26 protein-coding genes are annotated in these 26,586 nt (G+C 70.8%); 16 read left to right on the top strand and 10 right to left on the bottom strand.

Translation table 11 applies throughout. The features are described from left to right. The first annotated feature begins 198 nt into the window (after nucleotides 1–198). The 5 genes from ACFYZA_RS15860 (at nucleotide 199) to ACFYZA_RS15840 (ending at nucleotide 3,431) form a co-directional block, all read left to right on the top strand. Nucleotides 199–639 (top strand): MarR family winged helix-turn-helix transcriptional regulator, encoded by a 441-nt coding sequence (locus ACFYZA_RS15860; protein WP_382585309.1) that lies wholly within the window; start codon nucleotides 199–201, stop codon nucleotides 637–639. Nucleotides 640–900: 261 nt separating this feature from the next. Beyond that, nucleotides 901–1,488, top strand: coding sequence for an isochorismatase family protein (locus ACFYZA_RS15855; protein WP_382585306.1), 588 nt, complete (start codon nucleotides 901–903; stop codon nucleotides 1,486–1,488). After that, nucleotides 1,485–2,057 (top strand): YbhB/YbcL family Raf kinase inhibitor-like protein, encoded by a 573-nt coding sequence (locus tag ACFYZA_RS15850; protein WP_388490836.1) that lies wholly within the window; start codon nucleotides 1,485–1,487, stop codon nucleotides 2,055–2,057. The genes ACFYZA_RS15855 and ACFYZA_RS15850 overlap by 4 nt, the downstream gene beginning before the upstream one ends. A gap of 13 nt (nucleotides 2,058–2,070) precedes the next feature. Then, nucleotides 2,071–2,601 (top strand): GNAT family N-acetyltransferase, encoded by a 531-nt coding sequence (locus ACFYZA_RS15845; protein ID WP_388490834.1) that lies wholly within the window; start codon nucleotides 2,071–2,073, stop codon nucleotides 2,599–2,601. Nucleotides 2,602–2,696: 95 nt separating this feature from the next. Continuing rightward, a complete protein-coding gene (locus tag ACFYZA_RS15840; protein WP_382585297.1) occupies nucleotides 2,697–3,431 on the top strand; it encodes a hypothetical protein in 735 nt (244 codons plus the stop codon). Nucleotides 3,432–3,511: 80 nt separating this feature from the next. On the opposite strand, the gene ACFYZA_RS15835 is transcribed toward ACFYZA_RS15840, so the two are convergent. Then, nucleotides 3,512–4,087 carry a dihydrofolate reductase family protein gene (locus tag ACFYZA_RS15835; RefSeq protein WP_388490831.1) on the bottom strand — a complete coding sequence of 192 codons (576 nt, stop codon included), beginning with the start codon at nucleotides 4,085–4,087 and terminating at the stop codon, nucleotides 3,512–3,514. Between the two features lie 412 nt (nucleotides 4,088–4,499). Between ACFYZA_RS15835 and ACFYZA_RS15830 the strand changes: the two genes are divergently transcribed. From ACFYZA_RS15830 to ACFYZA_RS15815, 4 genes are all read left to right on the top strand, one after another. Continuing rightward, nucleotides 4,500–4,970 carry a hypothetical protein gene (locus ACFYZA_RS15830; protein WP_388490830.1) on the top strand — a complete coding sequence of 157 codons (471 nt, stop codon included), beginning with the start codon at nucleotides 4,500–4,502 and terminating at the stop codon, nucleotides 4,968–4,970. Between the two features lie 378 nt (nucleotides 4,971–5,348). Then, nucleotides 5,349–6,416 carry a glucokinase gene (locus ACFYZA_RS15825; RefSeq protein ID WP_382585288.1) on the top strand — a complete coding sequence of 356 codons (1,068 nt, stop codon included), beginning with the start codon at nucleotides 5,349–5,351 and terminating at the stop codon, nucleotides 6,414–6,416. A gap of 169 nt (nucleotides 6,417–6,585) precedes the next feature. Next, nucleotides 6,586–7,266 carry an SIS domain-containing protein gene (locus ACFYZA_RS15820; RefSeq protein ID WP_388490827.1) on the top strand — a complete coding sequence of 227 codons (681 nt, stop codon included), beginning with the start codon at nucleotides 6,586–6,588 and terminating at the stop codon, nucleotides 7,264–7,266. After that, nucleotides 7,263–8,756 carry a trehalose-6-phosphate synthase gene (locus tag ACFYZA_RS15815; protein ID WP_388490825.1) on the top strand — a complete coding sequence of 498 codons (1,494 nt, stop codon included), beginning with the start codon at nucleotides 7,263–7,265 and terminating at the stop codon, nucleotides 8,754–8,756. Before ACFYZA_RS15820 ends, ACFYZA_RS15815 begins: the two co-directional genes overlap by 4 nt. Here the strand turns inward: ACFYZA_RS15815 and ACFYZA_RS15810 are convergent. Further along, nucleotides 8,732–12,889: a caspase family protein gene (locus ACFYZA_RS15810; RefSeq protein WP_388490822.1), complete on the bottom strand. Its 4,158-nt coding sequence runs from the start codon at nucleotides 12,887–12,889 to the stop codon at nucleotides 8,732–8,734. The genes ACFYZA_RS15815 and ACFYZA_RS15810 overlap by 25 nt on opposite strands. A gap of 183 nt (nucleotides 12,890–13,072) precedes the next feature. Here ACFYZA_RS15810 and ACFYZA_RS15805 point away from each other — a divergent pair, with 183 nt between their 5' ends. After that, nucleotides 13,073–13,921, top strand: coding sequence for an NAD-dependent epimerase/dehydratase family protein (locus tag ACFYZA_RS15805; protein ID WP_388490821.1), 849 nt, complete (start codon nucleotides 13,073–13,075; stop codon nucleotides 13,919–13,921). A gap of 4 nt (nucleotides 13,922–13,925) precedes the next feature. On the opposite strand, the gene ACFYZA_RS15800 is transcribed toward ACFYZA_RS15805, so the two are convergent. After that, complete coding sequence (locus ACFYZA_RS15800; protein ID WP_388490820.1) at nucleotides 13,926–14,777, bottom strand: NAD-dependent epimerase/dehydratase family protein; 852 nt, start codon at nucleotides 14,775–14,777, stop codon at nucleotides 13,926–13,928. A 121-nt stretch (nucleotides 14,778–14,898) separates the two neighbouring features. Between ACFYZA_RS15800 and ACFYZA_RS15795 the strand changes: the two genes are divergently transcribed. Continuing rightward, nucleotides 14,899–15,801: an antibiotic ABC transporter ATP-binding protein gene (locus ACFYZA_RS15795; protein ID WP_388490819.1), complete on the top strand. Its 903-nt coding sequence runs from the start codon at nucleotides 14,899–14,901 to the stop codon at nucleotides 15,799–15,801. A gap of 16 nt (nucleotides 15,802–15,817) precedes the next feature. On the opposite strand, the gene ACFYZA_RS15790 is transcribed toward ACFYZA_RS15795, so the two are convergent. Then, complete coding sequence (locus ACFYZA_RS15790) at nucleotides 15,818–16,249, bottom strand: tautomerase family protein (protein WP_388490817.1); 432 nt, start codon at nucleotides 16,247–16,249, stop codon at nucleotides 15,818–15,820. A gap of 235 nt (nucleotides 16,250–16,484) precedes the next feature. Here ACFYZA_RS15790 and ACFYZA_RS15785 point away from each other — a divergent pair, with 235 nt between their 5' ends. Continuing rightward, nucleotides 16,485–17,393, top strand: coding sequence for a LysR family transcriptional regulator (locus ACFYZA_RS15785; protein WP_388490814.1), 909 nt, complete (start codon nucleotides 16,485–16,487; stop codon nucleotides 17,391–17,393). Between the two features lie 58 nt (nucleotides 17,394–17,451). Here ACFYZA_RS15785 and ACFYZA_RS15780 read toward each other — a convergent pair whose 3' ends face one another. Continuing rightward, nucleotides 17,452–17,901, bottom strand: coding sequence for a hypothetical protein (locus tag ACFYZA_RS15780; RefSeq protein ID WP_388490813.1), 450 nt, complete (start codon nucleotides 17,899–17,901; stop codon nucleotides 17,452–17,454). Nucleotides 17,902–18,085: 184 nt separating this feature from the next. After that, nucleotides 18,086–18,817: an SDR family oxidoreductase gene (locus ACFYZA_RS15775; protein ID WP_388490810.1), complete on the bottom strand. Its 732-nt coding sequence runs from the start codon at nucleotides 18,815–18,817 to the stop codon at nucleotides 18,086–18,088. 95 nt (nucleotides 18,818–18,912) lie between these two features. Here ACFYZA_RS15775 and ACFYZA_RS15770 point away from each other — a divergent pair, with 95 nt between their 5' ends. Beyond that, nucleotides 18,913–19,764, top strand: coding sequence for a LysR family transcriptional regulator (locus ACFYZA_RS15770; protein WP_388490808.1), 852 nt, complete (start codon nucleotides 18,913–18,915; stop codon nucleotides 19,762–19,764). Between the two features lie 419 nt (nucleotides 19,765–20,183). Here ACFYZA_RS15770 and ACFYZA_RS15765 read toward each other — a convergent pair whose 3' ends face one another. The 3 genes from ACFYZA_RS15765 to ACFYZA_RS15755 form a co-directional block, all read right to left on the bottom strand. Next, complete coding sequence (locus ACFYZA_RS15765; protein WP_388490806.1) at nucleotides 20,184–20,651, bottom strand: hypothetical protein; 468 nt, start codon at nucleotides 20,649–20,651, stop codon at nucleotides 20,184–20,186. Nucleotides 20,652–20,670: 19 nt separating this feature from the next. Next, the gene (locus tag ACFYZA_RS15760; protein ID WP_382585248.1) at nucleotides 20,671–20,895 is read right to left on the bottom strand and encodes a hypothetical protein; all 225 of its coding nucleotides are present in this window, start codon (nucleotides 20,893–20,895) and stop codon (nucleotides 20,671–20,673) included. Nucleotides 20,896–21,052: 157 nt separating this feature from the next. Further along, nucleotides 21,053–21,742, bottom strand: coding sequence for a nitroreductase (locus ACFYZA_RS15755; RefSeq protein WP_388490804.1), 690 nt, complete (start codon nucleotides 21,740–21,742; stop codon nucleotides 21,053–21,055). 102 nt (nucleotides 21,743–21,844) lie between these two features. On the opposite strand from ACFYZA_RS15755, the gene ACFYZA_RS15750 reads away from it, so the two are divergent. The 3 genes from ACFYZA_RS15750 (at nucleotide 21,845) to ACFYZA_RS15740 (ending at nucleotide 25,321) form a co-directional block, all read left to right on the top strand. After that, nucleotides 21,845–22,438, top strand: a complete 594-nt coding sequence (locus tag ACFYZA_RS15750; RefSeq protein WP_388490802.1) for a TetR/AcrR family transcriptional regulator — start codon at nucleotides 21,845–21,847, stop codon at nucleotides 22,436–22,438. Between the two features lie 373 nt (nucleotides 22,439–22,811). Beyond that, nucleotides 22,812–24,173 (top strand): bifunctional o-acetylhomoserine/o-acetylserine sulfhydrylase, encoded by a 1,362-nt coding sequence (locus ACFYZA_RS15745; RefSeq protein WP_388490799.1) that lies wholly within the window; start codon nucleotides 22,812–22,814, stop codon nucleotides 24,171–24,173. Between the two features lie 5 nt (nucleotides 24,174–24,178). Then, nucleotides 24,179–25,321, top strand: coding sequence for a homoserine O-acetyltransferase (locus tag ACFYZA_RS15740; protein ID WP_388490798.1), 1,143 nt, complete (start codon nucleotides 24,179–24,181; stop codon nucleotides 25,319–25,321). A 60-nt stretch (nucleotides 25,322–25,381) separates the two neighbouring features. Here the strand turns inward: ACFYZA_RS15740 and ACFYZA_RS15735 are convergent, their stop codons facing one another. Next, complete coding sequence (locus ACFYZA_RS15735; RefSeq protein WP_388490797.1) at nucleotides 25,382–26,509, bottom strand: LLM class flavin-dependent oxidoreductase; 1,128 nt, start codon at nucleotides 26,507–26,509, stop codon at nucleotides 25,382–25,384. Nucleotides 26,510–26,586: the final 77 nt, after the last annotated feature.

Genomic DNA, 26,586 nt, shown 5'->3' with positions numbered 1-26,586 from the left:
ACCTCGCGGCGCCGCTTCCCCGCACAGGCGGTCCCGGTCCCTCGGTCGATCCAACAGTGCCGACCTGACCTGCTGTTCCCGGTACGGGATCTTCGCCGCCGCGACCTGTGGAGCGACCCAGGCCCGTGATCACTCCGCGGCACTCCAACGGGCGGGCTACGAATATACTAAGGCAGCCTGATAAGGTAGCCTTAGTAAATGAACGACGATCCGGATCCCGGCGAGGTCGCCTCCGCCCTGCTGGCGAGTCTCAGTGTCCTGGTGCGGCGGGTGCGGCAGGTGCCTGTCGAGGGCGGCCTGACGATGCCCGAGCGGACCGCACTGTCGCATCTGGCCCGGTCGGGCCCCAGTACCTCTTCGGCACTTGCCCGGGACGTGCAGATCACCGCGCAGTCCATGGGGGCGACGCTCAGCGAACTGCGGGCCCGTGGCCTGGTCGAGCGCCGGCCTGATCCGAACGACGGCAGGCGCGGCGTGATGTCGGTGACCGCCGCCGGTCACCAGGCGCTGAAGGACAAGCGCAACGCGCGGGCAGAGCTCATCGCCCGGGCCCTGGCCAGCGGCGAGTTCACCCACGCGGAGCTGGAGCAACTGGCGGCATCCGCGCCTCTTCTTGCGCGGCTGGCGCGGAACATCTGAGGACGGGGACGTGTCGGCGGCAGCGGAGGGCCGGCGGGGCGCGACCGCATACCGAGAGAGCAGACCGATGACGAATGGATCCTCCCTTGGGCATCAAGTCCCCCGGGAACACAGGCGGGCACCACCGAAGATGCCCTCACGCCCGACGCCCCGGCTCCGAAGCCAGGGCCGCCACAAAGCCCAACGGGCTTACTGAGAACGGCAGTTGACAACACCGTTCTAGACACCGGCAACCAGCCGGCCTCTCCTGGAGAACCAACCATGGCACTCACCACAGTCGACCCCACGCCCGCGCTCGTCGTGATCGATCTGCAGAAGGGCATCGCGGCGGCCCACCCGGACGAGCCGACGACCGCCGCCGTCGCACAGGCGGCCCGCCTGGCCGCGGCCTTCCGTCGGCACGCCCTGCCCGTCGTCCTCGTCAACGTCACCGGACGTGCGCCGGGACGTACCGACGCCGGACGGGCAGGCCAGGCCGGACGGCCGGGGAACGGCCGGGCGGCACTGCCGTCCGACTGGGCCGAGCTCGTGGACGAACTCGACGTCCAGCCGACCGATCACCTCATCACCAAGCGACGACGCAGCGCGTTCCACGACACCGGACTCGACACGCTCCTGCGGGACTTGGGGGCCAGCCAGATCGTGCTCGCCGGCATCTCGACGAGCTCGGGCGTCGAGTCGACCGCGCGCTCGGCCTCCGACCACGGCTATCACGTCGTCCTGGCCACCGATGCCATGAGCGACCCGGACACCGAGGCCCACCGTCACAGCATCGCGCGCGTCTTCCCCAAACTCGGCGAGACCGCCACCACGGCCGAGGTCCTCGACATGCTGGGAGCAACGCGATGACACTCCTCGGACGCCTCCTGAAGAACCGCCGGGCCGACGAGGCCCACACCGCGTGGCACCTCGCCAACCTCCAGTCCCCACAAGGGCTGACGCTCACCAGCAACCAGTTCACCGACGGCGAGGTCATGCCGCTTGAGCACTGCGCGAAGAACGTCGGCGGCCGCGACCTCTCACCCCATCTGGGCTGGAGCCCGCTGCCGTCCGGTACGGCACAACTCCTCCTGGTCATGGAGGACATCGACGTCCCGCTGTCCAAGCCCGCCGTGCACTGTGTCGCCCTGATCGACCCGTCCTGCGGGCACTTGGAGCCCGGCGCCCTCGACGGGCGCGGGCCCGGAAGCGGGGTGCGGTTGATGCGCTCCACCATCGGACGCGGCTACCACGGCCCAGCACCGATCAAGGGCCACGGGCCGCACCGCTACATCTTCCAACTGTTCGCCCTCGCGACCCCGGTGGCCGCCGGGAACGACGCCAAGCCGGTGGACCGGGTACGCCCTCGGGCCCTCCTGGCCACCGTGCCCGGACCCGTTCTCGCCCGGGGCCGGCTGACCGGCGTCTACGAACGCTGAGGGGCACCACGACGTGCACGACATACGCTTCCGCCTCGCCACCGATGCCGACTTGGCCTCCGTCGTTCGTCTGCGTGACGACGCCGCGCGCTGGATGCTCGCTCACGGCATCGTGGGCCAGTGGCAGCCGGGCGAACTCGACGAGGGCCACTTCCGTCGGACCATGAGCGGCGGTGAGCTCTGGCTCGCGGAGACGGGCAGCCGCCTGGCCGGCGCCTGGGAGGTGTGGTGGCAGGACGAGGACGCCTGGGGACCGCAGCCACCGGTCGCCGGTTACGTCCACCGTCTGATGGTGGACCGAAGCAGTACGCCGCCGGGGACGGGCCGGCTGCTGCTCCAGGCCGCCGAGCGCCGTGTGGCGGCGGCGGGGCGGACATGGGTGCGCCTGGACTGCCTGGCCGGCAACGCGCGCCTCAACGGGTACTACCTCAAAGCCGGTTACCAGGTCGTCGGCCACAAGGCGGACAAACCCCAACCGGGCGGCGTGGCCAAGTCGTTCACCCTTCTACAGAAGGCGGTACCGGTTCACGAGGAGAGCCGGTAGCCGTAGGCCCCGCTGGGGCTGGTGACGGCTACCGTCGACCGCTTTCGTACGCTTGTGCCGCCGACGGGGCAGTCGGGAAACAGGAAGTGGAGCGGATGGCATTCGGACGGAGCAGGCCGACAGAACCCTTCGAGCCGATGCACTGGAACGAGATCACGCAGTTCACCGTCGGCAGGATGCTGCGGTACACGATCCGTAAGTCGAAGCGGGGCGTGGGGCCGTACGCGGTCCGGTTCCGCAGGACGCGCCAGGGCGACGAGTACATGGTGCCCGGTGTCTACATCGTTCCCGCCGAACGCGATGCGCCGCTCTCCAAAGGGGGCTTTCGCCTCTTCGAGGACGAGGGCGGTCGGCAGCTGCTGTGCGGTGTGCTTCCGGACGGCTCCGATCGCTATCGGGTGACGGACGCCGCCGGCCAGGAACTCGGCTCGGTCCGCCGTACCGCGATCACCAAGCGGCTCACCCACCAAGGCCTGTGGCTGGAACAGGCGGGGCACCCGGCCGTCGTGTCCCGCCACAACTGGGCGAGGGGTGGTCTACGGGCGTCGGCGGGACGAGGAGTGGGCAACGTGGTGGGAGGTGTTGTGGACTCCTTGCTGTCCTTCGGGGCAGACGGATCCGACCACGCGACATCGTTCAAGCCGGTGGTCTGGGCGGTGGAGACGGACAGCGCGGACGGGGAGCCCGGAGAAGCGGTGCTGACCGTTCCGCGTACCACCGAAACCGCGAAATGGTACTTCGTCATGCGGGAGGGCTGGCTGGACAAGCGACTCGCCTTCGCGCTGGCGGTACTGCGCGAGAGCGAGTCCTTCGGAGCCGACCGCCGCTGAAGCGTGCCGTCGTCTGTCAGCGAAACGCGAGGTCAGGGAAGCGCGGGGTCAGGGAGACGCGAGGTCAGCGGAGTGCGAGGTCAGTGGAGCGTGGGCCGGTAGATCAGCTCTTGGATGTGACCGTCGAGCGTCCGGCTCTCCAGGAGCTCCAGGTCGAAGTCGGCTGCGCCTTGGAAGATCGCGGCCAGACCTGTCTGCCCTGTGATGACGGGGAAGAGAGTCACCTGCACGGCGTCGACCAGGCCGGCGGCCATGAGCGCCCGGTTCATGGACAGGCTGCCGTGGGAGCGCAGTGGCACGTCGGACTCCTCCTTGAGCCTGGCGACGACGTCGACGGCGTCACCGCTCACGACGGTCGCGTCCGGCCAGTCCAGGGGGCCCTTCAGCGTCGTCGACACCACGGTCGTGGGCATGTTCCTCATCCTGGTGACCCACTCGTCACGCACGTCGGACTGTTCGTCGCTCGACGCCAGCATCTCCGCGAACGCCCGATAGGTGTTGGCGCCGAGGACCATCCGCTGCTCGGTGCCGTAGTGGGCGAGGCGGCGGTCCAGCAGCTCCGGGCCCTGCTTGCCCCAGTAGCCGGTCCAGTTCCCGCCGGCCCCGCCGAAGCCGTCGAGACTGGAGAAGACGTCGAAGGTGTAGGTAGCGGTCATGTCGTGCTCCCGGAGTGCGGTGATCGGTATGGGTACGGGCCGACGATCGTTCGAGGCCCGGTTTTGGCGACCGTCATACACATAGACCCGGAACGCTTCCGAAAGTCATCGCCACGCCAGCCGATGGATCCGCGACCCTGATTCCGGCGGCCTTGGAACACAGTCTGGCGGACCGGAAGTGCCTGAATCACACTTGGCGCACAGGGGCCGTCGAGGCTCCACTTGGGTGACAGAGGGGTCACATGGGTGACAGGGGGGTCCGTGTGACGGCCTGCTGACCGTCGCCTGCGGCGCGATACAGCTGGCCACGGGATTGCACCTGCTCGGAGGCATCGCAGCGGTCCTGCACGGCGCCGGACGGTTCACAGCTCCCGATTCACTGTTCACCAAGGCGATGAGCACGGTCCGCAAAATGCTCACACCGGACGTGACCGTGATCCAGGAGACCGTGGCGATGATGGCACCGCTGCCGGTCAACGAACGCTCGGGCCTGCGCGACACCCTGGCCCTCGCCGCCCATGAGATCACGGGGCTGGAAGTCGGCGTGCTCAAACATCAACTCTTCGCTCCAGAGAAGCCGGAAGTGGAGGAGCGGCTCGCAACCGAACTTTCCGAACCGGACGGCTTTCTTGCAATCAAGGACATCGGCGACGAGGAAATCGAAACGTGGAGTAGGGACAGGCGCCGTTTCCGCCGGGTGAAGCACCAGCCGAAGCCTGAACCAAAGCCGGCACCGAAGCTGGACCAGGTGTCCGAACAGGGGTGGCACGAGAGCTTGGCCGAGCTTCCGCCGCCGCATCCACCGCACAAGAGCCAGGGGCCCGAATCGACCCCGCCCCCCGACCCGCCGGATGAGCACGGAATCGGCGATATCGGCATCTGAAGACCCGCCGCTGCCCCGCCCCGGCCCTGAACCACGCCCCCCACGAACGCGAGGGCTCCCTGCGCCGCATCCTGCCGCCTTGCCGACCGTGGAGGCGCGTAAAGCCCCTGCTCGTAGGGAAGTTCGCCAATTAGAGGGATTCTGCGCGAGGCGCCGGGACCCTAATCTGGCTTTGGAGAAGGTATTCACGGCCGCGACCCGAGCCTGCTCTCCTGGTACAGGCCTCCTGACGATCCTCGACATCCTCCGGCACGAACGGGAACGCCGTCGCGTTCTCCGGTACTTCGGCACCGGGCGGCCGGCGCACCGAGTAGTTTTCCGCCAACCGCCCTACCTTTGTGGCCAGTTGTATACGGCCACCTACATCTGAGGAATGCCATGCCGCACATTTCCCGCGAGCGGATCACCAGCCTTCCACGTACCGACATCGCCGGCATCGACGCCGGCGGCACCAAGACGCACATGCGGTTCCTGGATCCGGTCACCGGAGAGACCCGGCACGTCCAGGCCCGGTCGGCCGACTACGACTCGCTGGAGCACCTTTTCTACGGCTGCTTCGACATGGCGGGCTGCCTGCCTCGGACGCTGGTCGCGGGGGTGGCGGGACGGCCCGGGCGCGACGGCGACGTCAGGATCACCAACCACCCGCAGTGGCCGACCTTCCGGCGCCGGGCCTTCGCCGCGGACCTCGAAATGTCGCTGACCACCATCAACGACATGGTCGCGACGACGGCCGGAGTCGCCGATCTCGACGAGTGCGACTGGGTGGCGCTGACCCCGGAGGTGCCGCCCCACCCCGGCCCCGCCCTGCTCGCCGTGTCGGTCGGCACCGGCGTCGGGAGCGCCTCGGTGGACCGGTCGGGACAGGCACACCCGGCGGAGTCGGGGCACGTCTCCTGGCAGCCGGTGACCGTCCTGGAGGAGGACTACCTCCGTTCCCTGCAACGGCTCAGGCCGGGGATCCCGATCTCGGTCGAGCTGTCCATCGGTGGACTGCGCGGCATTGACCACATGTACGACTTCATGACGACGCGAAAGAAGCCGGGCCCCTACATCCAGGAGCACGTCGACCGCTTCCGGCGGGAGCACCGCGGCATCGGCCCGGTGATCACCGCGGCCGCCGTCGGCGGGGATGCCTGCTGCCGGGAGATCATGCGGCTGTTCGGCGCCATCCTCGGGCAGTTCCTCCGCAACATCGTGCTGACCTGCATGAGCGAGGGCGGTTCCGTCTGGCTGACGAGCGGGGTGCTGCAGGCGCCCGGGGTCTGCGACCTCCTGATCTCGGACACGGCCTTCGTGGAGCGCTTCATCGCTTCCGGCGCGGAGCACTCGGAGCTCATGCAGGAGATCCCCCTCTTCAGCGTGACGGACCGTCAGGTAGCGGTACGGGGCGCGTTCGCGCTCACCCGCCGGTCCGCCGAGCAGGAAGCCGGCGCACTCCACTAAAGCCGCCAACACCCCTGCGGATGCGTGCCCTCTGGGCTAACATCCTTGGCACGCAAGGCAAGTTCGTACATCCAATGTCGTCACTTGCTGGGAGCGCCGCCTATGTTCCGGGTCCTCCGACACCAAAGCGCAACCTGTGGCCACAGTTTCCGATCAGGGTCTGCCGAACGTGTCGGATGACCCCACAGTGCTCCGAAGCGGTCCCACTCCATCAAGCCGTCACACGCGATCCGCGCCGCACCTGTACGAACTCTTCCTGCGGGAAGCGGCCCACGGCTTCGGCGCGATCGACCCCGGCGCGCTGAACCGGGCCGTGGCGCTCCTCAACGCGGCCCGGCGCCACCGGGCCCGCGTCTACGTCATGGGCAACGGGGGCAGCGCCTCCACCGCGAGCCACATGGCGTGCGACCTGTCCAAGGGAATCGGCCGCACCCGACACGAGCGGTTGCGCGCCATCGCCCTCGCCGACAACTCCTCGCTGTTCAGCGCCTGGATCAACGACAACGGCAGCGACCAGGGCTTCGCCGGCCAGCTGGACACCCTGCTCGACCCGCAGGACGTCGTGATCGCCGTCAGTGTCAGCGGCAACTCGGGGAACGTACTCGCGGGCCTCGACACGGCACGCGAGTTCGGCGCCGCCACGATCGGACTGCTCGGCTCCGACGGCGGGCGCGCCCTGAACCGGCTCGATGTGGCTCTGCACGTGCCCAGTTGGGACTACGGGGTGGTCGAGACCGTCCATCTCGGCCTCGTGCACGCGATCGCCAACGCCCTGCGCGGCCATGCGTTGACCGCACCTCGGACGGTCGGCGCGGAGCCGGCCGACCTCGCCGTGGTGCCTCCGCCGTGACACTGACCCTGGCGATCGCCTCCGACCGCGGCCCCGTCGTCTTCTCCGGCGCGGGGCCGCGACCACGGATGGAACACCGGCCGGGCAGCGTCACCGCCCTTCTCGACACCGCCGCGCGGGAACTGCCCCACGAAACGGTGTGGGTGGCGCCCTCCGCCGCCGAAGCGGACCACAGCGCCATCGGCGGCGCGGAGCGCGCGAGGCTCACCCGTCACCTCGGCTACGCGTACGCCCCCGTCCCCGTCAGCGAACACAGCTACCGCGAGTACTACGACGACGTGGGTGTACGGATGCTCTGGCTGGCCCTGCACGGCCTGTGGCCGGACGTCGCCGGCACGGGCGCCCCGCCACCCGATCCGGACACCTTCACCCGCTCCTACCAGCAGGTGAACCAGAGCGTCGCGGAACAACTCGTGCGGCGGACCGGGCCCGAGACCCCCGTGCTGGTCCAGGACTACCAACTGGCGACCACCCCCTGGTTCCTGCGCGCCCTGCGGCCGCGCCAGCCCGTCGGGCTCTTCCTGCACACCCCGTTCTGCACCCCCGCCGAACTGGCCCAGCTTCCACGGTCCGTCTCCGGCGCGCTGCTCGACGGCATGCTGGCCGCGCGTCTGATCGGCTTCCAGTCCCCGCGCTGGGCGGCGAACTTCCTTGACTGTTGCGAGAGTTGGGGACACCGAGTGCATCGCGCGGATCCCGGCAGCCGGATGGGCGGCAGCGTGGAGGCGCCGTCCGCCGGGCCCACCGACACCCCCCGCACCACCGCCGTCAGGTGCTACCCGGTGCCGGCGGACTCGGCCCTGCTGGCCGACACCGCACGCGGCGCGGAGGTCGGCGCCTGGGAACGCCGGCTCGCGCTCGGCCCCGGCATCCGGCACATCGTCCGAGTGGACCGGATCGACCCGTCCAAGAACGTCCTGCGCGGCCTGGAGGCGTACGAGCTGGTCCTGGAACGCTCGCCGGAACTGCGGGGCCGAGTGGTCATGACCGCCTGCCTGACACCGTCCAGGGAGCGCGTCCCGGAGTACCGCGCCCACGCCGACCGCGTCCGAGACCTGGCCGAGCGCCTGGACCACCGGTTTCCCGGCTGCCTCCGCGTGCACCTGGGCCATGACGTGTCCCGGTGCGTGGCGGCGCTCAAGTCGTATGACGTCCTGATGGTGAACCCGGTACGCGACGGCATGAACCTCGTGTCGCAGGAGGGGCCCCAGCTCAACACCCGCCATGGCGCCCTGGTGCTCTCCCACGGCGCGGGCAGCAGCGATCTGCTCGGTCGCCAGGCCGAGTTGCTGCACGACCCCCGGGACGTCGGCCGGACCGCCGACGCGCTGCGCAAGGCCCTCGGCCTGGCCCCCGGCGAGCGAAGGCGGCGAGCGGCGGGGCTGCTCGCCGCGGTGGCGGGCGGCGACCCGGTCCGCTGGCTGGGACAGCAGGTCCACGATCTGGAACGGCTGGCGCACTCGCCTCAGCCGGACGCCCCTTCGCCGTAGTAGTCGAAGACGCAGACCTCCCGCCCCGTCCCCACCACCAGCCGGTTGTCCGGGGCCGCGGCCAGGGACCACCCCGGGGCGGGGAGCACGAAGCCCTCCTGGCGCTCCCGGGTGTGCAGGTCCCAGAACCGTACGACCCGGTCGTCCCCGGCCGTCACCACGACCGTGCGGCCGCGCAGCCGCATGCACGCGATGGCATTCGTGCCGGCTCCCGCGTCGCTCAGCCGCACACACCTCTTGCGGTCCTTCAGGTCCCACACGAACACGGCGCCGTCGTCGTCGACACTGATCACCACCGGCCGCCCGTCGAGCGTGGCGCAGTCCAGCGCCCGCACCCAGCCCGTGTGCCCGGTGAACACGGCGGAGGCCCGGCCGGTCTCCAGGTCCCACAGCCGGATCGAGCCGTCGAAGGCGCCGGTCAGCGCGACCGGCCGGCCGTCCAGCGACGTGCACGCCACCGTGTTGATCCCGCCGGTGTGCCCCGACAGGATGTCGCGCTCGCTGTTGCTGTGCAGATCCCAGACCCGCAGGGTGCAGTCGTCGCTGGCGCTGACCGCCACGGGTCTGCCTCTGATCTGCGTACAGGCCACCGAGCTGACCCAGTCGGTGTGCCCGGTCAGGACCGCCCGCCGACGCCAGCCCATCACGTCCCACACGCGGACCGTTCCGTCACTGGCCCCACTGACGACCACGGGCGCCTCGTCGAGCCTGGCGCAGGCCACCGCCCGCACGAACCCGGTGTGTCCCTCGATGACTCCGCGCTGGCGGCCGGATTCGACGTCCCAGACGCGCACCGTGCGGTCGTCGCCGCCGCTGACGGCGACGGCACGGCCCTCCACGGTCATGGCGCCTACGGCGTTCACTCCACCCGCGTGCCCCACCACGTCCTTGGGCTTGGGCTCCACGCTCGGATCCCACACGCACATGGTGCCGTCGCTGGCGCCGGTGACGACGGCGGTGCGCCCCTCGATCTGCACCCCGGCGACGGCCCGCACCCAGTGCGTGTGCCCGATCAGCACGCTCAGTTCGGTCTCCCGGTGCAGGTCCCAGATGTGGGCGTGGCCGCTGTCCGTACCGCACACCACCACGCTCCGGCCCCCGAGCGTCATGCAGGCGACCGCGCGGACCCAGCCCATGTCACCGGAGAACAGGCACCGCTGCTCCTGTCGGCGCACGTCCCAGATGCGTACGGTCCGGTCGTCCCCGCCGCTGATCACCACGGGCACTCCGTCCAGTTCGGCGAAGGCCACCGTGTTCACCTCGCCGGAGTGCCCCGTGAGCACCGCCCGCTCCCCCGACCGGCGCCCCGCCCGCCCGGTCCGCGCGGGCGCGGATCCGGACAGGTCCCACAGCCGTACGCTGCCGTCGCTCCCGCCACTGGCGATGAGCGGCTCGCCGTCGATCTCCGCACACGCGAGGGCCCGGACAGCACCCGTGTGACCGTCCATGCGGCGCTTCTCCTGGCCGGTCGCGACGTCCCAGAGCCGTATGGTGCGGTCGTCGCCGCCGCTCACCAGCATCAGGCGTTCGGCGACGACGAGACCGGCCGCCACACCCACCCGGCCCACATGCCCGCTGAACACCGCGCGTTCGCTCTCGTCCCGCAGGTTCCACACCCGGGCCGTGCCGTCGCTGCTCGCGCTGATCCCGAGCGCCTCGCCGCCGAATCGCAGGCAGTTCACGGAGTTCACTTCCGCCATGTGGCCGCGCAGCATGCCGTGCAGGTTGCCGTTGCCCAGGTCCCACAGACGCAGCATGCCGTCCGTGTCCGCCGTGACGGCATAGGGCTGTTGGTCCAGCTCGAAGCAGTCGGCGCTCTTCACACCGTGGGAATGGTCGACGAAGGACATCTGCAGCGCGGGATTGACCTGGGAGCCGGTGGCCCACCGCACCCGCCAGGGCAGGTTCGCACTCAACTCCCTTGCCAGGCCGGGCATTTGATGGCTCGCGGCATCAAAGGCGAGGATCTGACGCCGTGTTACGGGATCGGACTGGCGGTGCAGCGTGAGCGAGGACCGGTAGACCGAGCGGACCATCCGCGCCTGCTCGCCGCCGACCCAGCGCAGCGCGGGCGCCAGGACCCCCGGATCGGCGTGCACCAGGAACTCCGGATCGGCCAGCAGGTCGTCGAGATCGCCGGCGATCGCCGCGTGACTGGCCAGATGGCACCGTATGTAGAGGTGGGCATCGCCCCAGGCCCGGCGCCCCGCCGTGATGGGCACCTGCTCAAGGAGCGTGGTGGTGATCCGGCGGTGGGCCTCGGTGTCGCGCCGGGCGTCCCGGAGGAACTCCGCGAGCGTCTCGTGGTAGAGCCGGAACACCGAGCGCTCCCCCACCCGCACCTCGACGATGTACGCTCCGGCGTTCCCCAGAAGCCAGTTGATGTCCTCGTCGGAGCAGCGCACCCCGGCCAGCACGGAGGCCAGCGGCGCCCACACGTTGTCCCAGGGAAGACCCTGCCCTTCGGCGTAGGCGAGCGGGGTGAGCAGTCTGCGCACCCGCCACTCGTTGGCCCCGAAGCGCGAGAGGTAGGCGGCGAAGACGTCCTTCACCTCGTTGGGCAGCCGCCGGTGCCAGCCGGCCTGGGTCGGGTCGACCTTGACCTGACGGTTGATCAGCGAGCGGGCCGTCATGTTCGCGACGAGGAAGGACTGTCCCGCCCGGACCGCGACCCCGCCGGCCACCGCCGCCGCCAGATCCGACTGGCCCCGGTAGGGCGAGAGGCTGTCGGGGTCGTCGTCCGCCAGCAGCAGGGCCGTCACGTAGTCGGCCACGTCCTGGATGCCGGCGTACTCCGGCCGGTCCAGGTCGATGAGTTCGACTCCGGTACCCAGGGCCTCGATCGGGCCCCGCCGGGTGCCGACGATGAGCCGGACCTGTGCCATCGTCGACATCGGCCGCAGCAACGCCCGCGCGATCAGCATCGCCTCCGCCTGGTCGCCGACGATGCCGGCCTCGTCCAGGGCGTCGAGCAGCACCGTGAACCGCGCGGACCGGTCCCGCAGGAAGCCCAGCAGATCGTCGGGCGTGGCGGCCACGCAGCCCGCCGCCCGGCCGAGTTCGGCCACGACGTCGTCGAGGGTGCGGCGGCGCAGGTGGAGATGGGTGGTGATGGATCCGGTCGGGGGCACCGTCTCGGGGGGTGTCCGGTCGTCGGCCTCCGGGGTGTCCGCGAGGTACAGGAGCCGCCCGAGCAGGGCGGACTTGCCCGAGCCCGGCCCGCCCGTGACGACCCGCGCGCGGCGGTCGTGCGAGGACCTGGACAGCCACTGGGAGAGCGCGCCTAGGGCGGCGACGCGTCCGGTGAAGTAGGAGCCCACTTCCCCGACGTACTCCACTCCACGCGCGCGCGGATCGAAGTGCGCGGACCGCTCGCGCCTCATCCTGGAGAGCGTCTCGACATCCAGCTCCCCGCCGTGCAGGCCGGGTATGAAATTCCGGTTGGGGAAGAACGGCGGCACCCCTGCGGTGTCCACGGATGTGCAACTCGCGTGCTGGTAGGGGTGGTTGGCGCGGAAGTGCTCGTTGATCCGCTCGGTGATCTCGGACAGGTCGATGTACTGCTGGTGGGCGCCGGCGCGCGGCGCGGAGAGGATGCCGGTCAGCGCGCCGGTCAGCACTCCTTCGCCGGCCTCGTCCCGGGCGCGGGCGCCCGCGAGGAGCCACAGGTTCCCCGCCACCGTGGTCCGCCCGGCCGCCAACTGGTTGGCCACCATGGCGATGTCGGTCGTCCCGGCCCCCGCGTAACAGGTGTCGAGAACGATCAGCACACGGGCGCGGACCGCGTCGTCGGCGAACATCAGGGCCAGGTCGTCCGTTCTGATGGCGGTCGACACCAGGCGGTTCTCCGCGCTGTCGGTGCAGAGCAGATAGTGCCGTCCGGCGCTGGCGCGCACGCCGTGGCCGGCGTAGTAGAGCACGATGATGTCGTCCGGCCTGCGGTCGTCCGAGCCGAGCCACTCCTCGAGGCCGGACACGAGTTCCCGGGCCGTCGGATTCCTGCTCCGGTCCCCGAGCACCCGTTCGTAGCCGAGGGAGGCGAACAGCTCGGCCATGAGTTCCACGTCGCCTTCGACGCCGGGAAGGTCTTCGATGCCCGGCTGCGCGTAACGTCCGGTCCCCGCCGCGATCACGAATCTGCGGGGTTCCCCGCAGTCCGCCCCCGTTGAATCATGCGAGATCATTCGACCGCTTCCGCCCCCTCGGAACCCCAGCCCTGGGCCCGTACGATACGCCCGATGCGTTCGAGTCGATAGCATTTCGCCGTTCACGGTAAGACGCCGATCGCGAAGTCGGCACCGACAGCTGGGACAGAAATGGGCGATGCGGTCACCATTCAAACACCCTTTCCCTTCACCGAGGGGCGCCTCAAGGTGATCGTCACCGGGGCGGCCGGGCGCATCGGGAGCGGATTCGCCAAATTCGCGGCGGACCGGTTCGACCTGGTCCTGCTGGACCGGCCCGGCGTCGACCTCTCCGAACTCGCCGCGTACGGGCGCACCGAGCACTGCGATCTGGCCGACCTGCCCCGGCTCGTGGAACTGTGCCGGGGGGCCGACTGCGTCCTCCACCTCGCGGCGGATTCGAACACCGCCGCGCAGTGGGAGAGCCTGCTCGCCACCAATATCGTGGGCACCTACCACGTCTTCGACGCCGCGAAGCAGGTCCGCTGCCCCCGGCTGGTCTTCGCTTCGTCGGTGCACGCCGTATCCGGATATGCCGCCGGCCGCCAGATCTCCGCGGACGCCCCGGTGAATCCGGGAAATCTCTACGGAGTCACCAAATGTTTCGGCGAGGCATTGGGCCGCTATTTTGCCGAGCGCGACGGCCTCTCGGTCATGGCGGTGCGCATCGGGGCCTTCCAGACGCCCGACGCGGCACGGGAACCGGACTCGGAATGGATGATCGGAACCTTTGTGGCGGATCAGGATCTCTACAGTCTCCTGGAACGCGCCATCCGCATCGAGGGAATCGAATTCGGCATTTTCCACGCGGTCAGCAACAACTGGTTCAAGCGCCTGGACATCACCGAGACGCGCGAGCTGCTCGGTTACGAGCCCGCCCATGACTTCATGCGGCTCTCGCCGGTGTTCAGGGAGCTCTTCACCGATCTACCGCACGGCCACAATCCCGCCGGCGCGGGCGGTGGCGGCACGCCGGCCTGAACCCTCACCCACCGCCGCCCCGCCAGGACTTGGCCGGGCGCCAGCCGAGCAACTCACCTGCTCTCGCGGAGCTTTGGAGCGACTCGAAAGTGCCCAGCGGCCCGGTGACGCGCACTTCCTTGTAGTACGTGCCGAGCAATTCCGCGGTGGGCCGGTCGGAGAGGGTGTCGGGAGCCGCCAGCGTCACGGCCGTGGCGCCGGGTCGCTCCGCCGCCAGGGCGAGCCTGCAGCCCACCGCCACATCGGCGAGGTCCACATAACTCCACAGGTTCCAGCGGCCGCGTTCGGGCTCGGCCCAATAGCCGGGCAGCGCCGCGTAGTCCGTACCGTCCATGACGACCGAGAAGCGCAGCGCCACCAAGGTCATCCCGCAACGATGGGCGAAGTGCCGCGCCAGTTCCTCACCCGTGGCCTTCGACAGGGCGTAGGAGGTCTCCGGGCGGACGGGATGGTCCTCGTCCAGGGGCAGATGGGCGGGACCGGCGACCCTGAAGGGCGGCCCGAGCACGGTCTCGCTGGAGGCCCACACCACCCGCCGGATGCCGTGCACCGCCGCCGCCTGGAACACGTTGTACGTGGACGTCGTATTGGCCGTGAACGTCGCCCCCTCCGCCAGTTCCGGGTGCAGGGTGTGCGAGTCGGGTACGCCCGTCGCGGCGAGATGGACCACCGCGTCCACCCCGTCCAGCGCGTCCACGGCCTGCCAAAGCTCGCGCAGATCGGCCCGTCGATAGCCGGGGGGCTGCGCGCGCATCGGCGCGACATCGACCTGGACGGTCTCCTGGCCGTGCGCGGCGAGCTCCGCCACCACCGCCCTGCCGATCCGGCCCAGCCCACCGGTCACCGCTACGCGCATGCCAACTCCCCTGCCAGGCAACGGATATGACGGATCGCCACATAAACACGGATCAGGGACTATAGTCGTTGCGCTAACGCTTCGTAAGGTGACCGCCCCGGCGGGTATCCGAGGAGTACACATGGCGCGGATCGTAGTGGTGCACGGGATCGCCCAGCAGTTCAAGGGGCCCCGGTCCCTCCTCGCCTCGGTCGCGCCCGCCCTGCGCGACGGCGTGACGGCCTCGGGTCCTCGCGCACCGGAGCTGAGCGACGACGACATCACCTGCGCCTTCTACGGCGACGCGTTCGTCCGGCCAGGCACCCGCGCCACCTCCCTCCCGGCCTACGACGACGCGGACGTCGAGCCCGACTACGAGTCGGAGCTGCTGCTCGAATGGTGGCTGGAGGCGGCACGGGTCTACCCGGAGGTCCTCGGCCCCGACGCGAAGTCCCGTGGGGTGGCCGGGTACCTGGCCGGCCGCCCGCTGAAGCGCCCCATGGTGCGCCGCGCGCTCAACGCCCTGACGCACGCGCCCTACTTCGCCCGGGTCGCCGAACCCCTGCTGATCTTCGGGCTCAAGCAGGTGCGCCGGTACTTCAACGAGCCCGGCCTGCGCGACCGCATCAAGGAAGCCGTCGCCCAGGCCATCGAGCCGGACACGCGCGTCCTGGTGGCGCACTCCCTTGGCAGCGTGGCCGCCTACGAGTTGCTGTGCGACGAGGCGGTACGGGCGGCCCATCCCGAGTGGGGGATCTCAACGCTGATCACGCTCGGCTCCCCCCTGGGCCTGCGCGGCCTCATCTTCGACCGGCTACTCCCGGCACCCCAACAGGGGCACGGGACATGGCCGTTGGGGATCCAGAGCTGGACGAACATCGCGGATGCGGGTGACATCGTCGCCCTGGTCAAGGAACTCGCTCCCCGCTTCGGCCCCGGGGTCGACGACCGGGAGATCGACAACGGCGCCGAGATGCACTCAGTGGACCGCTACCTGACCGCCCCCGTCACCGGCCGGGCCATCGCCGCCGGTCTCGGCCTCTGAGCCGGACCGTACCCGGTCAGCCCGTGCCCGCGGGGCCGGCGGGGACCTCGGTCATGCGCGCGTCGTAGCCGGTCTCGGGGTTGACGACACGGCCTGCGGCCCACCAGTTCTCACGGGCCGTTTCGAGGACCACCAGCATCAAGTCCTCCTCGGGGACGTCGGCCATCAGTGCGAGGTTGTCGACGATCGCCCGGAACAGTTCGCTCTTCTGCTCGGCCGTGCGCTGGTTGAAGCACAGCTGGATGAACATGGTGTGCTCACCGCGCGGCAGACCGAACGCGACCGGCTGCATGTGGAAGTTGTCGGGGGCGACCTCGTGGAAGACGTGGAACTGGTCGTCGTCGGGGATCTTCAGGACGTCGACCATCGCCTTGTGGAGGGCGGCCGAGACGTTGGCGCGGAATTCGGGTGTGGTGCCCTGGCGCAGGCTGATGGTGATCAGTGGCATGGTCGTTCTCTTTCCGGTGTGGCAGCGGGAGTTGGGGCGCTGCCGAGGAAGGCAGGTGGTCGGTCCGGTCGTGTGGCGCCGCGTGGCGGCGGAGACCTGGAGGCAAGCCGGCAGCGTGACCGGGCACCCAACGAGTCGCCCCCAAAGGCGGGTTGTCGGTTCACTCATTCACGTTAGGAACACCGACATCCATTCCGCCAGCGAATGGATCGCATGACGGGTATGCTGATCGCTCATGGACGTCACGCTGGTCGGGCTGCGGGTGCTGCGTGAGGTGGCCGAGCGGGGTACCTTCACGGCTGCGGCCCAGGCGCTGGGCTATACGCAGTCGGCCGTCTCCCGACAGGTCGCCGGCCTGGAGCAGGCCACCGGCGTCCTGCTGTTCGACCGCCACCCGGGCGGTGTGCGGCTCACCAACCCCGGCCGGGCCCTGTTGGCTCACGCCGTGACCGCGCTGGACGCGCTGGAGGCGGCCGACCGGGAGCTGAGCGGCGCGGCGGACGCCAGCGGCCGGGTGCGGCTCGGCTTCATTCCCGCCGCCGGGGCCGTGCTCGTGGCCCGCGCCCTGGCGACCCTGAGCCGGCAGTCCCCCCGCATCCAGGTCACCACACGGGAGGGGGCCACTCCCTCGCTGCTGAGGGCGCTGCGCGCCGGCGCCCTCGACGTAGCCCTGCTCTCCTCGCGGCCGCCGCACCGCTCACCCGACGCCGACGATCCGCCCCTGCACGCGGAGCCCCTGTTGGAGGATCACCTGGTCCTGGCGGTGCCGGCCGAGGGGCGCTTCGCCGACCGCACCGGTGTCACCGCTCAGGAAATCGCGGGCGAGACGTGGATCGCCGGCACGACCGGCACCGACGCGCCCCTGCTGGGCATCTGGCCGGGCCTGCCGGGTCGGCCCCGCGTACACCATGCCGCCCGCGACTGGCTGACGAAACTGCACCTGGTCGCGGCCGGAGTGGGCATCACCACTGTCCCTTCCATGCTGCTGTCCGCGATCCCACCCGGCGTCCGCCTCATCACCGTCGACGACCTCCCCGAGGAACGACGCCGCGTCAGCCTGGTCCGCCTGCCGGGCTCCACCACCCCCTCGACGGACGCCCTCATCCACGCCCTCCGCCGACACGCCGCCGACCTCGCCGAATAGCGTTCCACGCACGGAAGTTGGGGACGCGCGCACATCCGCCGCCACGGATAGGCCGCGGTCAGCGCCGGTTCGCGGGCCGGTCGGCGAGGCGGCAGTCGATCCGGTGGAGGACATCGCCGTTCAGCTCCAGCTCATCGCCCTGTACGCGCCCGCTGTACGTACCGGCCCCGCCGGTGAGGCGAACGGCCGCGCCGCTCTGCAGCCACGTGCCGCGATCGGGAGCGCGCGGTCCGACGAAGCACATCGCGCCCGGCGGACAGTAGTACGCGAACTTCAGCTCGAACGTGCCGTCGGCGCGCAGCTCCAGGCTGTCCACCCCGTTGGCGCCTGGCCCGGCACTCGACTTCCACACCCCCACTGCCGTGGTCCGGGGGCGGGCCGGCTCGGCCGTGCTGTTGCGGGGCGCGACGGGCTGAGCGAGCGCCGGCCCCGGGGCAGCCGTCGTAAGCACGGCCACGGACAGCATCGCGCCGGTCAGAGCCTTCAAGGCCCGGCTGTTCATCTCCATGGCAGCAGCCTGGCCTACCCACGCGGTCAAACCCGGGAGCCGTGCTGTCCCGTCTCATCGGACTTCGACCATCCCGATGAGGCTCTGCCGGTCCTTCTCGAACCCGTCCGCTGTGAACCGCGGACGCGTTCGAGACGCGAGGAAGAAGAAGCCCCGCCTCGGCGGGTGATGAACGCCTTTCACCTCACCAGGGCACGACACCGGCGTCGTCGAAGAACTGGCCGGTCGGGCCGTCGTCGGGCAGGGTCGCGAGTTTGATGGCGATCGCCGCGCCCTGTTCGGGGGTGCGCACGCCGTGGAAGTCGTTGAGGTCGGTCGCGACGTAGCCGGGGCAGCCGGCGTTGATCAGGATGTTCGTGCCGCTCAGCTCCCGCGCGTACTGGAGGGTGACGGCGTTCAGGAACGTCTTCGACGGCGCGTACGCCACGGCCACCGGACCCGCCGTCCGCTCGGCGGCGGTTCCCGACTGCCGGGTGAGGGAGCCGACGGTGCTGGACATGTTCACGATCCGCGGTGAGGCGGAGCGACGCAGCAGCGGCATCATCGCGTTGGTGACGCGGATGACGCCGATCACGTTGGTCTCCACGACCGTCCGGATGGTGGCGGGATCGATCTGGGTGGGCTGCTGCGGCATGCGGCCGGCGATGCCGGCGTTGTTGACGAGCACATCGAGGCGCCCGGCCCGTTCCTCGACCAGCCGTGCGGCGGCGGTCACGCTCGCGTCGTCGGTGACGTCCAGTGGTACCCCGAACGCGTCGACGCCGGCCGCGCGCAGTCCCTCCACCGCGGCCTCACGGCGCTGATCGTCGCGGGCGCCGACGCCGACGCTCCAGCCGAGGGCGCCCAGGCCCGCCGCGATCTCGTAGCCGATTCCCTTGTTCGCGCCGGTGACCAACGCGATCGTTCGTTCGCTCATGGGAACCATGCTGCCCTCGGACTCCGGCTCGGGTCCAAGACCGATCGGGTGGCCGGCGATACCGTCCGGGTATTGATCCGGGGTAGCGTGGCCGGATGGAGACCCGGGAGCTGCGCTACTTCGTCGCTGTCGCCGAAGAGCTGCACTTCGGGCGCGCCGCGCACCGGCTCGGGATCGCGCAGCCGCCCCTGTCACGGGCGATCCAGCAGCTCGAACGCCGGCTCGGGGCAACGCTGTTGGATCGCACCAGCCGCGCCGTCTCGCTGACCGAGGCCGGCTCGGTGCTGCTGGCCGAGGGCCGGGCGGCCCTCGACGCGGTGGACGCCGCTGAGCGCCGGACCCGCCGCGCCGCCCTCTCCGCGACCGGCCGGCCCGGCCTCGTCCTGGTCACGAAGGCCAGCGCGTCCAGCGCGCTGCTGGCGACACTGCTCGACGCGTACGCCGCCGAACCCGGCGCGGTCCCGGTCGACGTCATCCTGTGCGGCCCGGCCGAGCAGGAACGGCTTCTGCGCGAGGGCCGGGCCGACGTGGCGCTGCTGCACCATCCGTTCGACTCGACGGCCGGGCTCCACGCCGAGGAGCTCAGCACGGAGGGCCAGGTCGCGGTCCTTCCGGCCGGGCATCCGCTCACCGCCCGGGCCCATGTGCACATGGCCGACATCACCGGGCTGCCGGGCCTGCCCCTGCCACGCTGGCCCGATCCCGACGGCACGTACCCGCCCGGCCCGGGCCCCCGGGTCCGCGACCACGCGCAGTTGTTGCAGCTCGTCGCGCTCGGTCGTGCCTGCGCGGTCTCGCCGGAGTCGTGCCGAGCCCAACTGCACGGTGACGTCGCCGCCGTACCCGTGCTGGACGCGCCGAAAGTCACCACCGTGATCGCCTGGCCACCGCACAGCCGGTCCAGAGCCGTCGCCGACCTGGTCCGGACTGCGATGCGTCTCCAGTAGTTCCCGCAGGGCCGGTCAGGTTCCGCCCTTCGTGGCCCGGCACCAGACGATCGGCAGGCCTGGCCGGCCATTTCTCGGGTGCGGGCGCCCCCCTCGTCGGCGTGGGAACGGGTGCCGATCACTACGGCGCGGGAGCGCTCGGGGTCGGGCAGGGTCACCGCGCGGGCCGTACGGGCCATTCGGACCGCCCAGGCCGCCCAGGCCGATCGGACCGCTCGGGCCGGAGCCAGGTGCGCGGCGACTCGCGAGAAGGCGGATCAGACGCATGCGCACTGGCCCCGGCGATCCGTACGATCCGTACGATCCGCACGTCCATCTCGTCCCCCGACGCCGACTGCATCAACTGCCCCATTCTGAGGGGGAGTTCAGAGAGACACCAGGCAGGTGTCCGGCCGCCTCCGGCCGGGGTGCCGTACGGCTCACTCGGCAGCCGCGATCCAGCCCTCCAACTGCTCGATGGTCGTGGCCGGATCGGCGACCAGCGCGGCTAGCCGGTCGTCGGCGGAGTTGAGGGTGGCGAGGGCGGGGCAGCGGTGACAGGCGTCCACTCCTGTCTGGTTCCACCATTTGCAGCGCGGGCGGAGGTGGCACCGCGGCACGGCTCCCGTGTCCTGCGGCGACGGCAGCGTCTGAATGCGCTGGATCAGACCGCAGTTGTCGCCCACTCGGTTCGCGCAGGCGGACGTGCAGTGCGAGGCGAACCTGAGCACGCGATTGGGCGCGATGCCTTCGGGGATGCTCGCCAGCACGTCCCCTGCGGGCACCGGCTCGTCCAGATAGACGACCTGGCCGTTCTCTCCTGATCTGACGCCCAGGACGAGGGATTCCGGACGGTGGGCGTCTCCGCTCGGGCACCAAGTGATGTGGTCTTCGCCTTGCTGGTCCACGGTGCGCACCTCCGCGTCGTCAGGCGGACGCGGACTCGGCGCCGTCCGGGGTGCTCAGAATGAGCCCGAGGATGGGTCCGCCGGTGGTCCCGCCGAGCTGCTGCTCGGCGACGACGGCCTTCTGGATGTGTGCGGAAAGGTTCTGAGCGTCGGTTCTCTCTGCGGCGTTGGCCACGCCACCGGCGGCGAGCAGCCCGGTGACGAGCGCGGCCGTGGCCGCGGCGGCACGAAGATTGGGGTTCATGGTGTCCCTCCTTGACATTGTCGTCTCGACTGACAAGGGCGACCGTATGCAGCAACTCCCCTTCGGGGAAGGCGTTTTGGTGCGTACTTATTTTCGTCAAAGTGCGGATGGCGCAGTCGCGGCGAGCGTGCTGCCACCCGTCCCGGTCCGGGGGCGGTCAGCGGTGGAAGGCGGTGGTCGCATCGAGCGCGGCCCGTGGGGTCGTGACCCGGTTGACCGGCGCGGCCTCGTCGGCGTAACCGAAGGAGACGCCGACGAGCAACTTTCCTTCTGTGACGCCGAGTTCGGCACGGACGACATCGGCGTAGAAGCTCAGCAGCCCCTGCGGGCAACTGTCCACTCCGTACGCCGCCATCGCCAGCAGCAGCGTCTGCATGTAGGCGCCGACATCTGCGGCCAGTCGGGCCCCACCGTCTCCGGTGACGAACAGGAACGCGGCGTGCGGCGCACCGTAGAAGCGCAGGCTCTCCGCGTCGTAGGCCGTGCGTGCCTCGTCGTCGCCGGGCGCGATGCCCAGCGCTCCGTACAGCTCGCCGCCGAACGCGGCCCGGCGCGCCCGGTGCACCGGGGAGTACATCCCTTCGGAATACGGGAAGTCCGCCGAGATGCGCCGCTCGGCGTGAGCAGCCTGAAGGGCCGTCGCCAGACGCTCCAGCGCGGCGCCGCTGACCACTTCCACTTGCCACGGCTGCGCATTGGAGTTGGACGGCGCGCTGCCGGCCAGCGCGAAGACCGCCCGCATCGTCGCCTCGGGCACCTCTGCCGGACGGAAGGAGCGGGTGGCTCGTCGGTTGCGCATCAACTTCTCCGCGCACGCGCTCAGTTCAGTGGAAACCGACCTGCTCATGGACACTCCCCAGACTCCAGTCATGTAAACGCGATCGTTTACTTGAGAGCCCGACCCTAGCAAGACGCATCGCCCAGGTAAACGCTTCCGTACACTTACCGCATGAGTTCGGCAGTCACGGCATCTCAACGACGGGGGCGCGGCGGGCGGGAGCGGATCCTGGCCGCCGCCGCCCAGCTGTTCACGGCCCAGGGGATCAACGCGACCGGAATGGAACAGGTCGCCGAGGCGGCACCGGTGTCCAAGCGCACGCTCTACGCCCACTTCCGGACCAAGAACGACCTGGTCATGGCCCACCTGCAAGGCCTCGCCTCGTCGGACGCCACCCTGGAAAGCGTGCTGACCCGCGACGACATCCCCCCACGGGAACGCGTCCTCAAGCTGTTCGACCAGCCCGTGCCGGACGCCGCTCCGGTCCGCGGGTGCCCGTTCATCGACGCGGCCGCGGAGTTCCCCGACCCCGCGAGCGCGGCCCACGCCTACGCCCGCGAACAGAAGCTGCGGATGGCCGAGCTCATCACCGCGTCGCTGAAAGAACTCGGCTGCCCCGAACCCACCGCGCTCGCCGAGCAGTTGGCCACCCTCGCGGACGGGGCGGCGAGCCGCGCGATGGTGCTGGACGAAGCCGACTACGGCCGGCACGCACGGGCAGCGGCAGAGGTCCTCCTCGACCACGCCCTTCGCAACGTCGACTGACGCTCGCGACCCCCACCGAGGAGGTGGGCCGCCCAGCCCGGCCGCCAGCACCAGCCCCCCCCCCCCCCCGGCCCCCCTGCACCTCCTCGCCGAGCCGAACGCTTTGTCAACTCCACATGAACTGACGGGTGTTGGTGCCCGGCCTGTGGTTCCCTGAGTTCATGACCGTGCTCGTGACCCGCCGCCACGTCGACTACGTGCGTGTCACCACCACGGGTTGTCCCGCCATGAGCTGACGTCACGCTCCAGCACCCCAGCGCCCTTCCCCTCACACCGTGCTGCCCCCTGCCCCGCTCAGGACGGGGCGGCAGCCCATGCGGTGCACGCACCCCCGCCGACACCCGCGCACCCGCCTGCCGCACAAGGGAGAACCATGAGTCAGCCCATCGACGCCGTCACCGCGGGCCACACCCCCGACGACGAGCCCGTCGGACCCGACACCTCGGCCTGGTCGTTCGAGACCAAGCAGATCCACGCCGGCGCGGTGCCGGACCCGACGACCGGGGCGCGGGCGGTGCCGATCTACCAGACCAGCTCGTTCGTCTTCCGCGACACCCAGCACGCCGCCGACCTCTTCTCGCTGGCCGAGCCCGGCAACATCTACACCCGCATCCACAACCCCACCCAGGACGTCTTCGAACAACGCATCGCGGCCCTGGAGGGCGGAGTCGGCGCCGTGGCCCTCGCCTCCGGGCAGGCCGCCGAAACCCTGGCCATCCTGACGCTGGCGTCCGCAGGTGACCACCTCGTCTCCAGCACGTCGCTGTACGGGGGTACGTACAACCTCTTCCGCCACACCCTGCCCAAGTTCGGCATCGAGGTGTCCTTCGTCGACGACCCGGACGACCTCGACGCGTGGCAGGCGGCGATCCGGCCCAACACCAAGGCCCTCTTCGCCGAGACGCTCGGCAATCCGCGCGGCAACGTGCTCGACGTGCGGGCCGTGGCCGATGTCGCACACGCGGCGGGCGTCCCGCTGATCGTCGACAACACCGTGCCGACCCCCTACCTGCTGCGGCCCATCGAGCACGGCGCCGACATCGTCGTGCACTCCGCGACCAAGTTCCTCGGCGGCCACGGCACCACCATCGCCGGTGTCGTCGTCGACGGCGGCACCTTCGACTTCGGCGCACACGCCGAGCGGTTCCCCGGCTTCAGCGAGCCGGACCCCAGCTACCACGGCCTGCGGTACTGGCCCGCGCTCGGCCCGGGCGCGTTCGCCGTCAAGCTGCGCGTCCAACTGCTCCGCGATCTCGGCCCCGCCCTCTCGCCGCACTCCGCGTTCCTGCTCCTCCAGGGCGTCGAGACGCTCAGCCTGCGCATCGAGCGGCACTCCGCCAACGCCCAGGCCCTGGCCGAGTGGCTGGAACAGCGCGACGAGGTGGCCGCCGTCCACTATCCGGGCCTCGAATCCAACCGGTGGTACGCGGCGGGACAGCGCTATCTCCCCCAGGGCGCCGGCGCCGTCCTCGCCTTCGAGCTGCGGGACGGCGTCGAGGCGGGCAAGCGGTTCGTGGACGCCGTCGAACTGTTCAGCCACCTCGCCAACATCGGTGACGTACGCAGCCTCATCATTCACCCGGCGTCGACGACGCACAGTCAGCTCGACGAGGCACAGTTGACCGCGACCGGTACGGCGGCCGGGCTCGTGCGTCTCTCGGTCGGCATCGAGAACATCGCCGATCTGAAGGCCGACCTGGAGGCCGGGTTCCGCGCGGCCAAGGGCGCGTCCTGAGCGTCGTGTCCGGCCGGTCCCGGCTCTCCCTCCCGCCGGCCTCCGGGGCCTGGCGGGAGGGAGACCCGCCCGGGCGCCGCGAGTGGCACACCCGGGCGGGGCCTCTGGCTCTTGAGGCGGGCGGTGAACTGCCCGCCGTGCGGCTGGCGTTCGAGACGTGGGGGCGCCTCGCGCCGGACCGCTCCAACGCGGTCCTTGTGCTGCACGCCCTCACCGGGGACAGCCACGCCTCGGGTCCCGCCGGGCCCGGCCACCCCTCCCCCGGCTGGTGGGACGGGCTCATCGGCGCGGGGCGCGCGCTGGACACGGACCGCTGGTTCGTCGTCGCCCCGAACGTGCTCGGCGGTTGCCAGGGCAGCACGGGTCCTTCCTCCGCGCGGCCCGACGGCAGGGCCTGGGGCAGCACCTTCCCGTTCCTCACCCAGCGCGACCAGGTCGTGGCGGAGGCCGGTCTCGCCGATGAACTGGGCGTGCCAAGCTGGGCGTTGGTGGTCGGTGGCTCCATGGGCGGGATGCGCGCTCTGGAGTGGGCCGTGTCGTATCCGCAGCGTACGGACGCGCTGCTGCTGCTCGCCACCGCCGCCGGGGCGAGCGCCGAGCAGATCGCCTGGGCGAACATCCAGCTCCACGCCATCCGCTCGGATCCCCACTGGCGCGGCGGCGACTACCACGACGCCGGTCCTGGGCGCGGCCCGCACACGGGCCTCGGCCTGGCCCGTCGTCTCGCTCATGTCACCTACCGCAGCGAGCCGGAGCTGGCGGCCCGCTTCGGGCGGACGCCCCAGGGCACGGAGGATCCGTGGGACGGCGGCCGCTACCAGGTCGAGTCCTACCTCGACCACCACGCCGACAAGCTGGTGCGGCGCTTCGACGCGGGCAGCTATGTGACGCTGGCGGAGGCCATGAACAGCCACGACATCGGCCGTGGCCGCGGTGGCACACGCGACGCCCTGCGCCGGGTGACGGCCCGCACCCTGGTCGCCGGGGTGGATTCGGACCGCCTCTATCCGCCTTCGCAGCAAGCGGAGTTGGCGGCGGGTATCCCCGGTGCGGACCGTCTCCGCGTCATCGAGTCCCCGTACGGGCACGACGGATTCCTCATCGAGGCCGAGCAGGTCGCCGGGCTCGTGCGGGAACTCATGGGATAGCGGGGGCCGGTCCGCCCGGGGGCGCCGGTGCGGTCGCCGGCCCCGGCCCCGGGCGGTGGCTCACCGCCTGCGCCACTCCTCGGCCAGCAGTTCGTAGGACCGCACCCGGTCCTTGTGGTCGTGCGTGATGGTGGTGATCAGCAACTCGTCGGCCCCCGTGGCCTCTTGGAGCCGGGCCAGCTGATCGGCGACACTGCCCGGGGAGCCCACGAACTGCGTGTCGGTCCGGTCCCGCACCAGCGCCCGGTCCTCATCCGACCAGGTGTGGGCGCGCGCCTCATCGGGCGTGGGGAACGGGATGGCGCCCTCCGCCGTCCGGATACTGCGGACCCACAGTCCGTAGCCGGTGGCGAGTTCGCGGGCGGTCTCCTCGTCCTCGGCGACGACGACATCGGCCGACACGGTGACGTAGGGCTCGGCCAGGGCGTCGGACGGCTGGAACGCGGCGCGGTATCCCTCGGCCGCCTCCAGCACCGTACCGGGGCTGACGTGGTAGTTCGCCGCGAACCGAAGGCCGTTGCGGCCCGCGGCTTCGGCGCTCTCCCCGCCGCTGCTGCCCAGGATCCAGACCTGGACGTCGGCGCCCTCCCCCGGCACCACGTGTGCCTCGATGCCGTCCTCGGAGCGGTACGTGCCCGCGAGCAGCGCGAGGACGTCGTCGATCTGTTCCGCGTACTGCTGCGACTCCGCGTTGGGCAGCAGGAGCAGCTTGCGCTGGAGCGCGACCCGGGGCGAGCCCAGGAGGTGCTCGAAGGAGAACCGGGGCGGGATGCGCAGCCCGTTGGGGGCGCGGCCGTCGACGACCGGGGTGGCGCCCGGGACGGGAGCGGCGGGGGCTCCCGGCGGGCGGCCGCCGGAGCGGCCGAGCCCCAGGTCGAGGCGCCCGGGGTGCAGCGCGTCGATGAGGCCGAACTCCTCGACCGTGGACAGGGCCGTGCGGTGGCCGAGTTGGACGGCCCCGGAGCCGATCCGGATGGTCGAGGTCGCGGCGGCGGTCAGGGCGAGGACGACGGCGGGCGAGGTGCCGGCGACGCCCGGGTTGAGGTGGTGCTCGGCGTACCAGTAGCGGGCGTAGCCGAGTCTCTCGGCCTGTCTCGCCAGGTCGATGGAGTTGTGCAGTGCCTCGGTGGCCGTGGACCCGGACGATATGGGGACCAGGTCGAGGATCCCGAGGGGGATGTCGGACATGTGCGAAGGCTCCTCAGCGGTCGGCGGGCACGACTACGGGGTGGGGTCCGGCTGCCGGGGAAGCCGGGCCTCGGGCG

This window comes from Streptomyces sp. NPDC001828, assembly GCF_042892175.1.
Classification (GTDB): Bacteria; Actinomycetota; Actinomycetes; order Streptomycetales; family Streptomycetaceae; genus Streptomyces.
Note: the sequence above shows the minus strand (reverse complement) of the source record. Positions and strands in the feature narration are given on the sequence as shown.

Excerpts from the sequence above, each read along its gene's own strand:
- ACFYZA_RS15855 (WP_382585306.1), top strand. The coding sequence starts at position 901 with ATGGCACTCACCACAGTCGACCCCACGCCCGCGCTCGTCGTGATCGAT.
- ACFYZA_RS15835 (WP_388490831.1), bottom strand. The coding sequence starts at position 4,087 with ATGACCGCTACCTACACCTTCGACGTCTTCTCCAGTCTCGACGGCTTC.
- ACFYZA_RS15745 (WP_388490799.1), top strand. The coding sequence starts at position 22,812 with ATGAGTCAGCCCATCGACGCCGTCACCGCGGGCCACACCCCCGACGAC.
- ACFYZA_RS15860 (WP_382585309.1), top strand. The coding sequence starts at position 199 with ATGAACGACGATCCGGATCCCGGCGAGGTCGCCTCCGCCCTGCTGGCG.
- ACFYZA_RS15750 (WP_388490802.1), top strand. The coding sequence starts at position 21,845 with ATGAGTTCGGCAGTCACGGCATCTCAACGACGGGGGCGCGGCGGGCGG.
- ACFYZA_RS15790 (WP_388490817.1), bottom strand. The coding sequence starts at position 16,249 with ATGCCACTGATCACCATCAGCCTGCGCCAGGGCACCACACCCGAATTC.
- ACFYZA_RS15805 (WP_388490821.1), top strand. The coding sequence starts at position 13,073 with ATGGGCGATGCGGTCACCATTCAAACACCCTTTCCCTTCACCGAGGGG.
- ACFYZA_RS15830 (WP_388490830.1), top strand. The coding sequence starts at position 4,500 with ATGCTCACACCGGACGTGACCGTGATCCAGGAGACCGTGGCGATGATG.
- ACFYZA_RS15850 (WP_388490836.1), top strand. The coding sequence starts at position 1,485 with ATGACACTCCTCGGACGCCTCCTGAAGAACCGCCGGGCCGACGAGGCC.
- ACFYZA_RS15825 (WP_382585288.1), top strand. The coding sequence starts at position 5,349 with ATGCCGCACATTTCCCGCGAGCGGATCACCAGCCTTCCACGTACCGAC.
- ACFYZA_RS15735 (WP_388490797.1), bottom strand. The coding sequence starts at position 26,509 with ATGTCCGACATCCCCCTCGGGATCCTCGACCTGGTCCCCATATCGTCC.
- ACFYZA_RS15760 (WP_382585248.1), bottom strand. The coding sequence starts at position 20,895 with ATGAACCCCAATCTTCGTGCCGCCGCGGCCACGGCCGCGCTCGTCACC.
- ACFYZA_RS15780 (WP_388490813.1), bottom strand. The coding sequence starts at position 17,901 with ATGGAGATGAACAGCCGGGCCTTGAAGGCTCTGACCGGCGCGATGCTG.
- ACFYZA_RS15770 (WP_388490808.1), top strand. The coding sequence starts at position 18,913 with ATGGAGACCCGGGAGCTGCGCTACTTCGTCGCTGTCGCCGAAGAGCTG.
- ACFYZA_RS15840 (WP_382585297.1), top strand. The coding sequence starts at position 2,697 with ATGGCATTCGGACGGAGCAGGCCGACAGAACCCTTCGAGCCGATGCAC.
- ACFYZA_RS15795 (WP_388490819.1), top strand. The coding sequence starts at position 14,899 with ATGGCGCGGATCGTAGTGGTGCACGGGATCGCCCAGCAGTTCAAGGGG.
- ACFYZA_RS15775 (WP_388490810.1), bottom strand. The coding sequence starts at position 18,817 with ATGAGCGAACGAACGATCGCGTTGGTCACCGGCGCGAACAAGGGAATC.
- ACFYZA_RS15755 (WP_388490804.1), bottom strand. The coding sequence starts at position 21,742 with ATGAGCAGGTCGGTTTCCACTGAACTGAGCGCGTGCGCGGAGAAGTTG.
- ACFYZA_RS15785 (WP_388490814.1), top strand. The coding sequence starts at position 16,485 with ATGGACGTCACGCTGGTCGGGCTGCGGGTGCTGCGTGAGGTGGCCGAG.
- ACFYZA_RS15800 (WP_388490820.1), bottom strand. The coding sequence starts at position 14,777 with ATGCGCGTAGCGGTGACCGGTGGGCTGGGCCGGATCGGCAGGGCGGTG.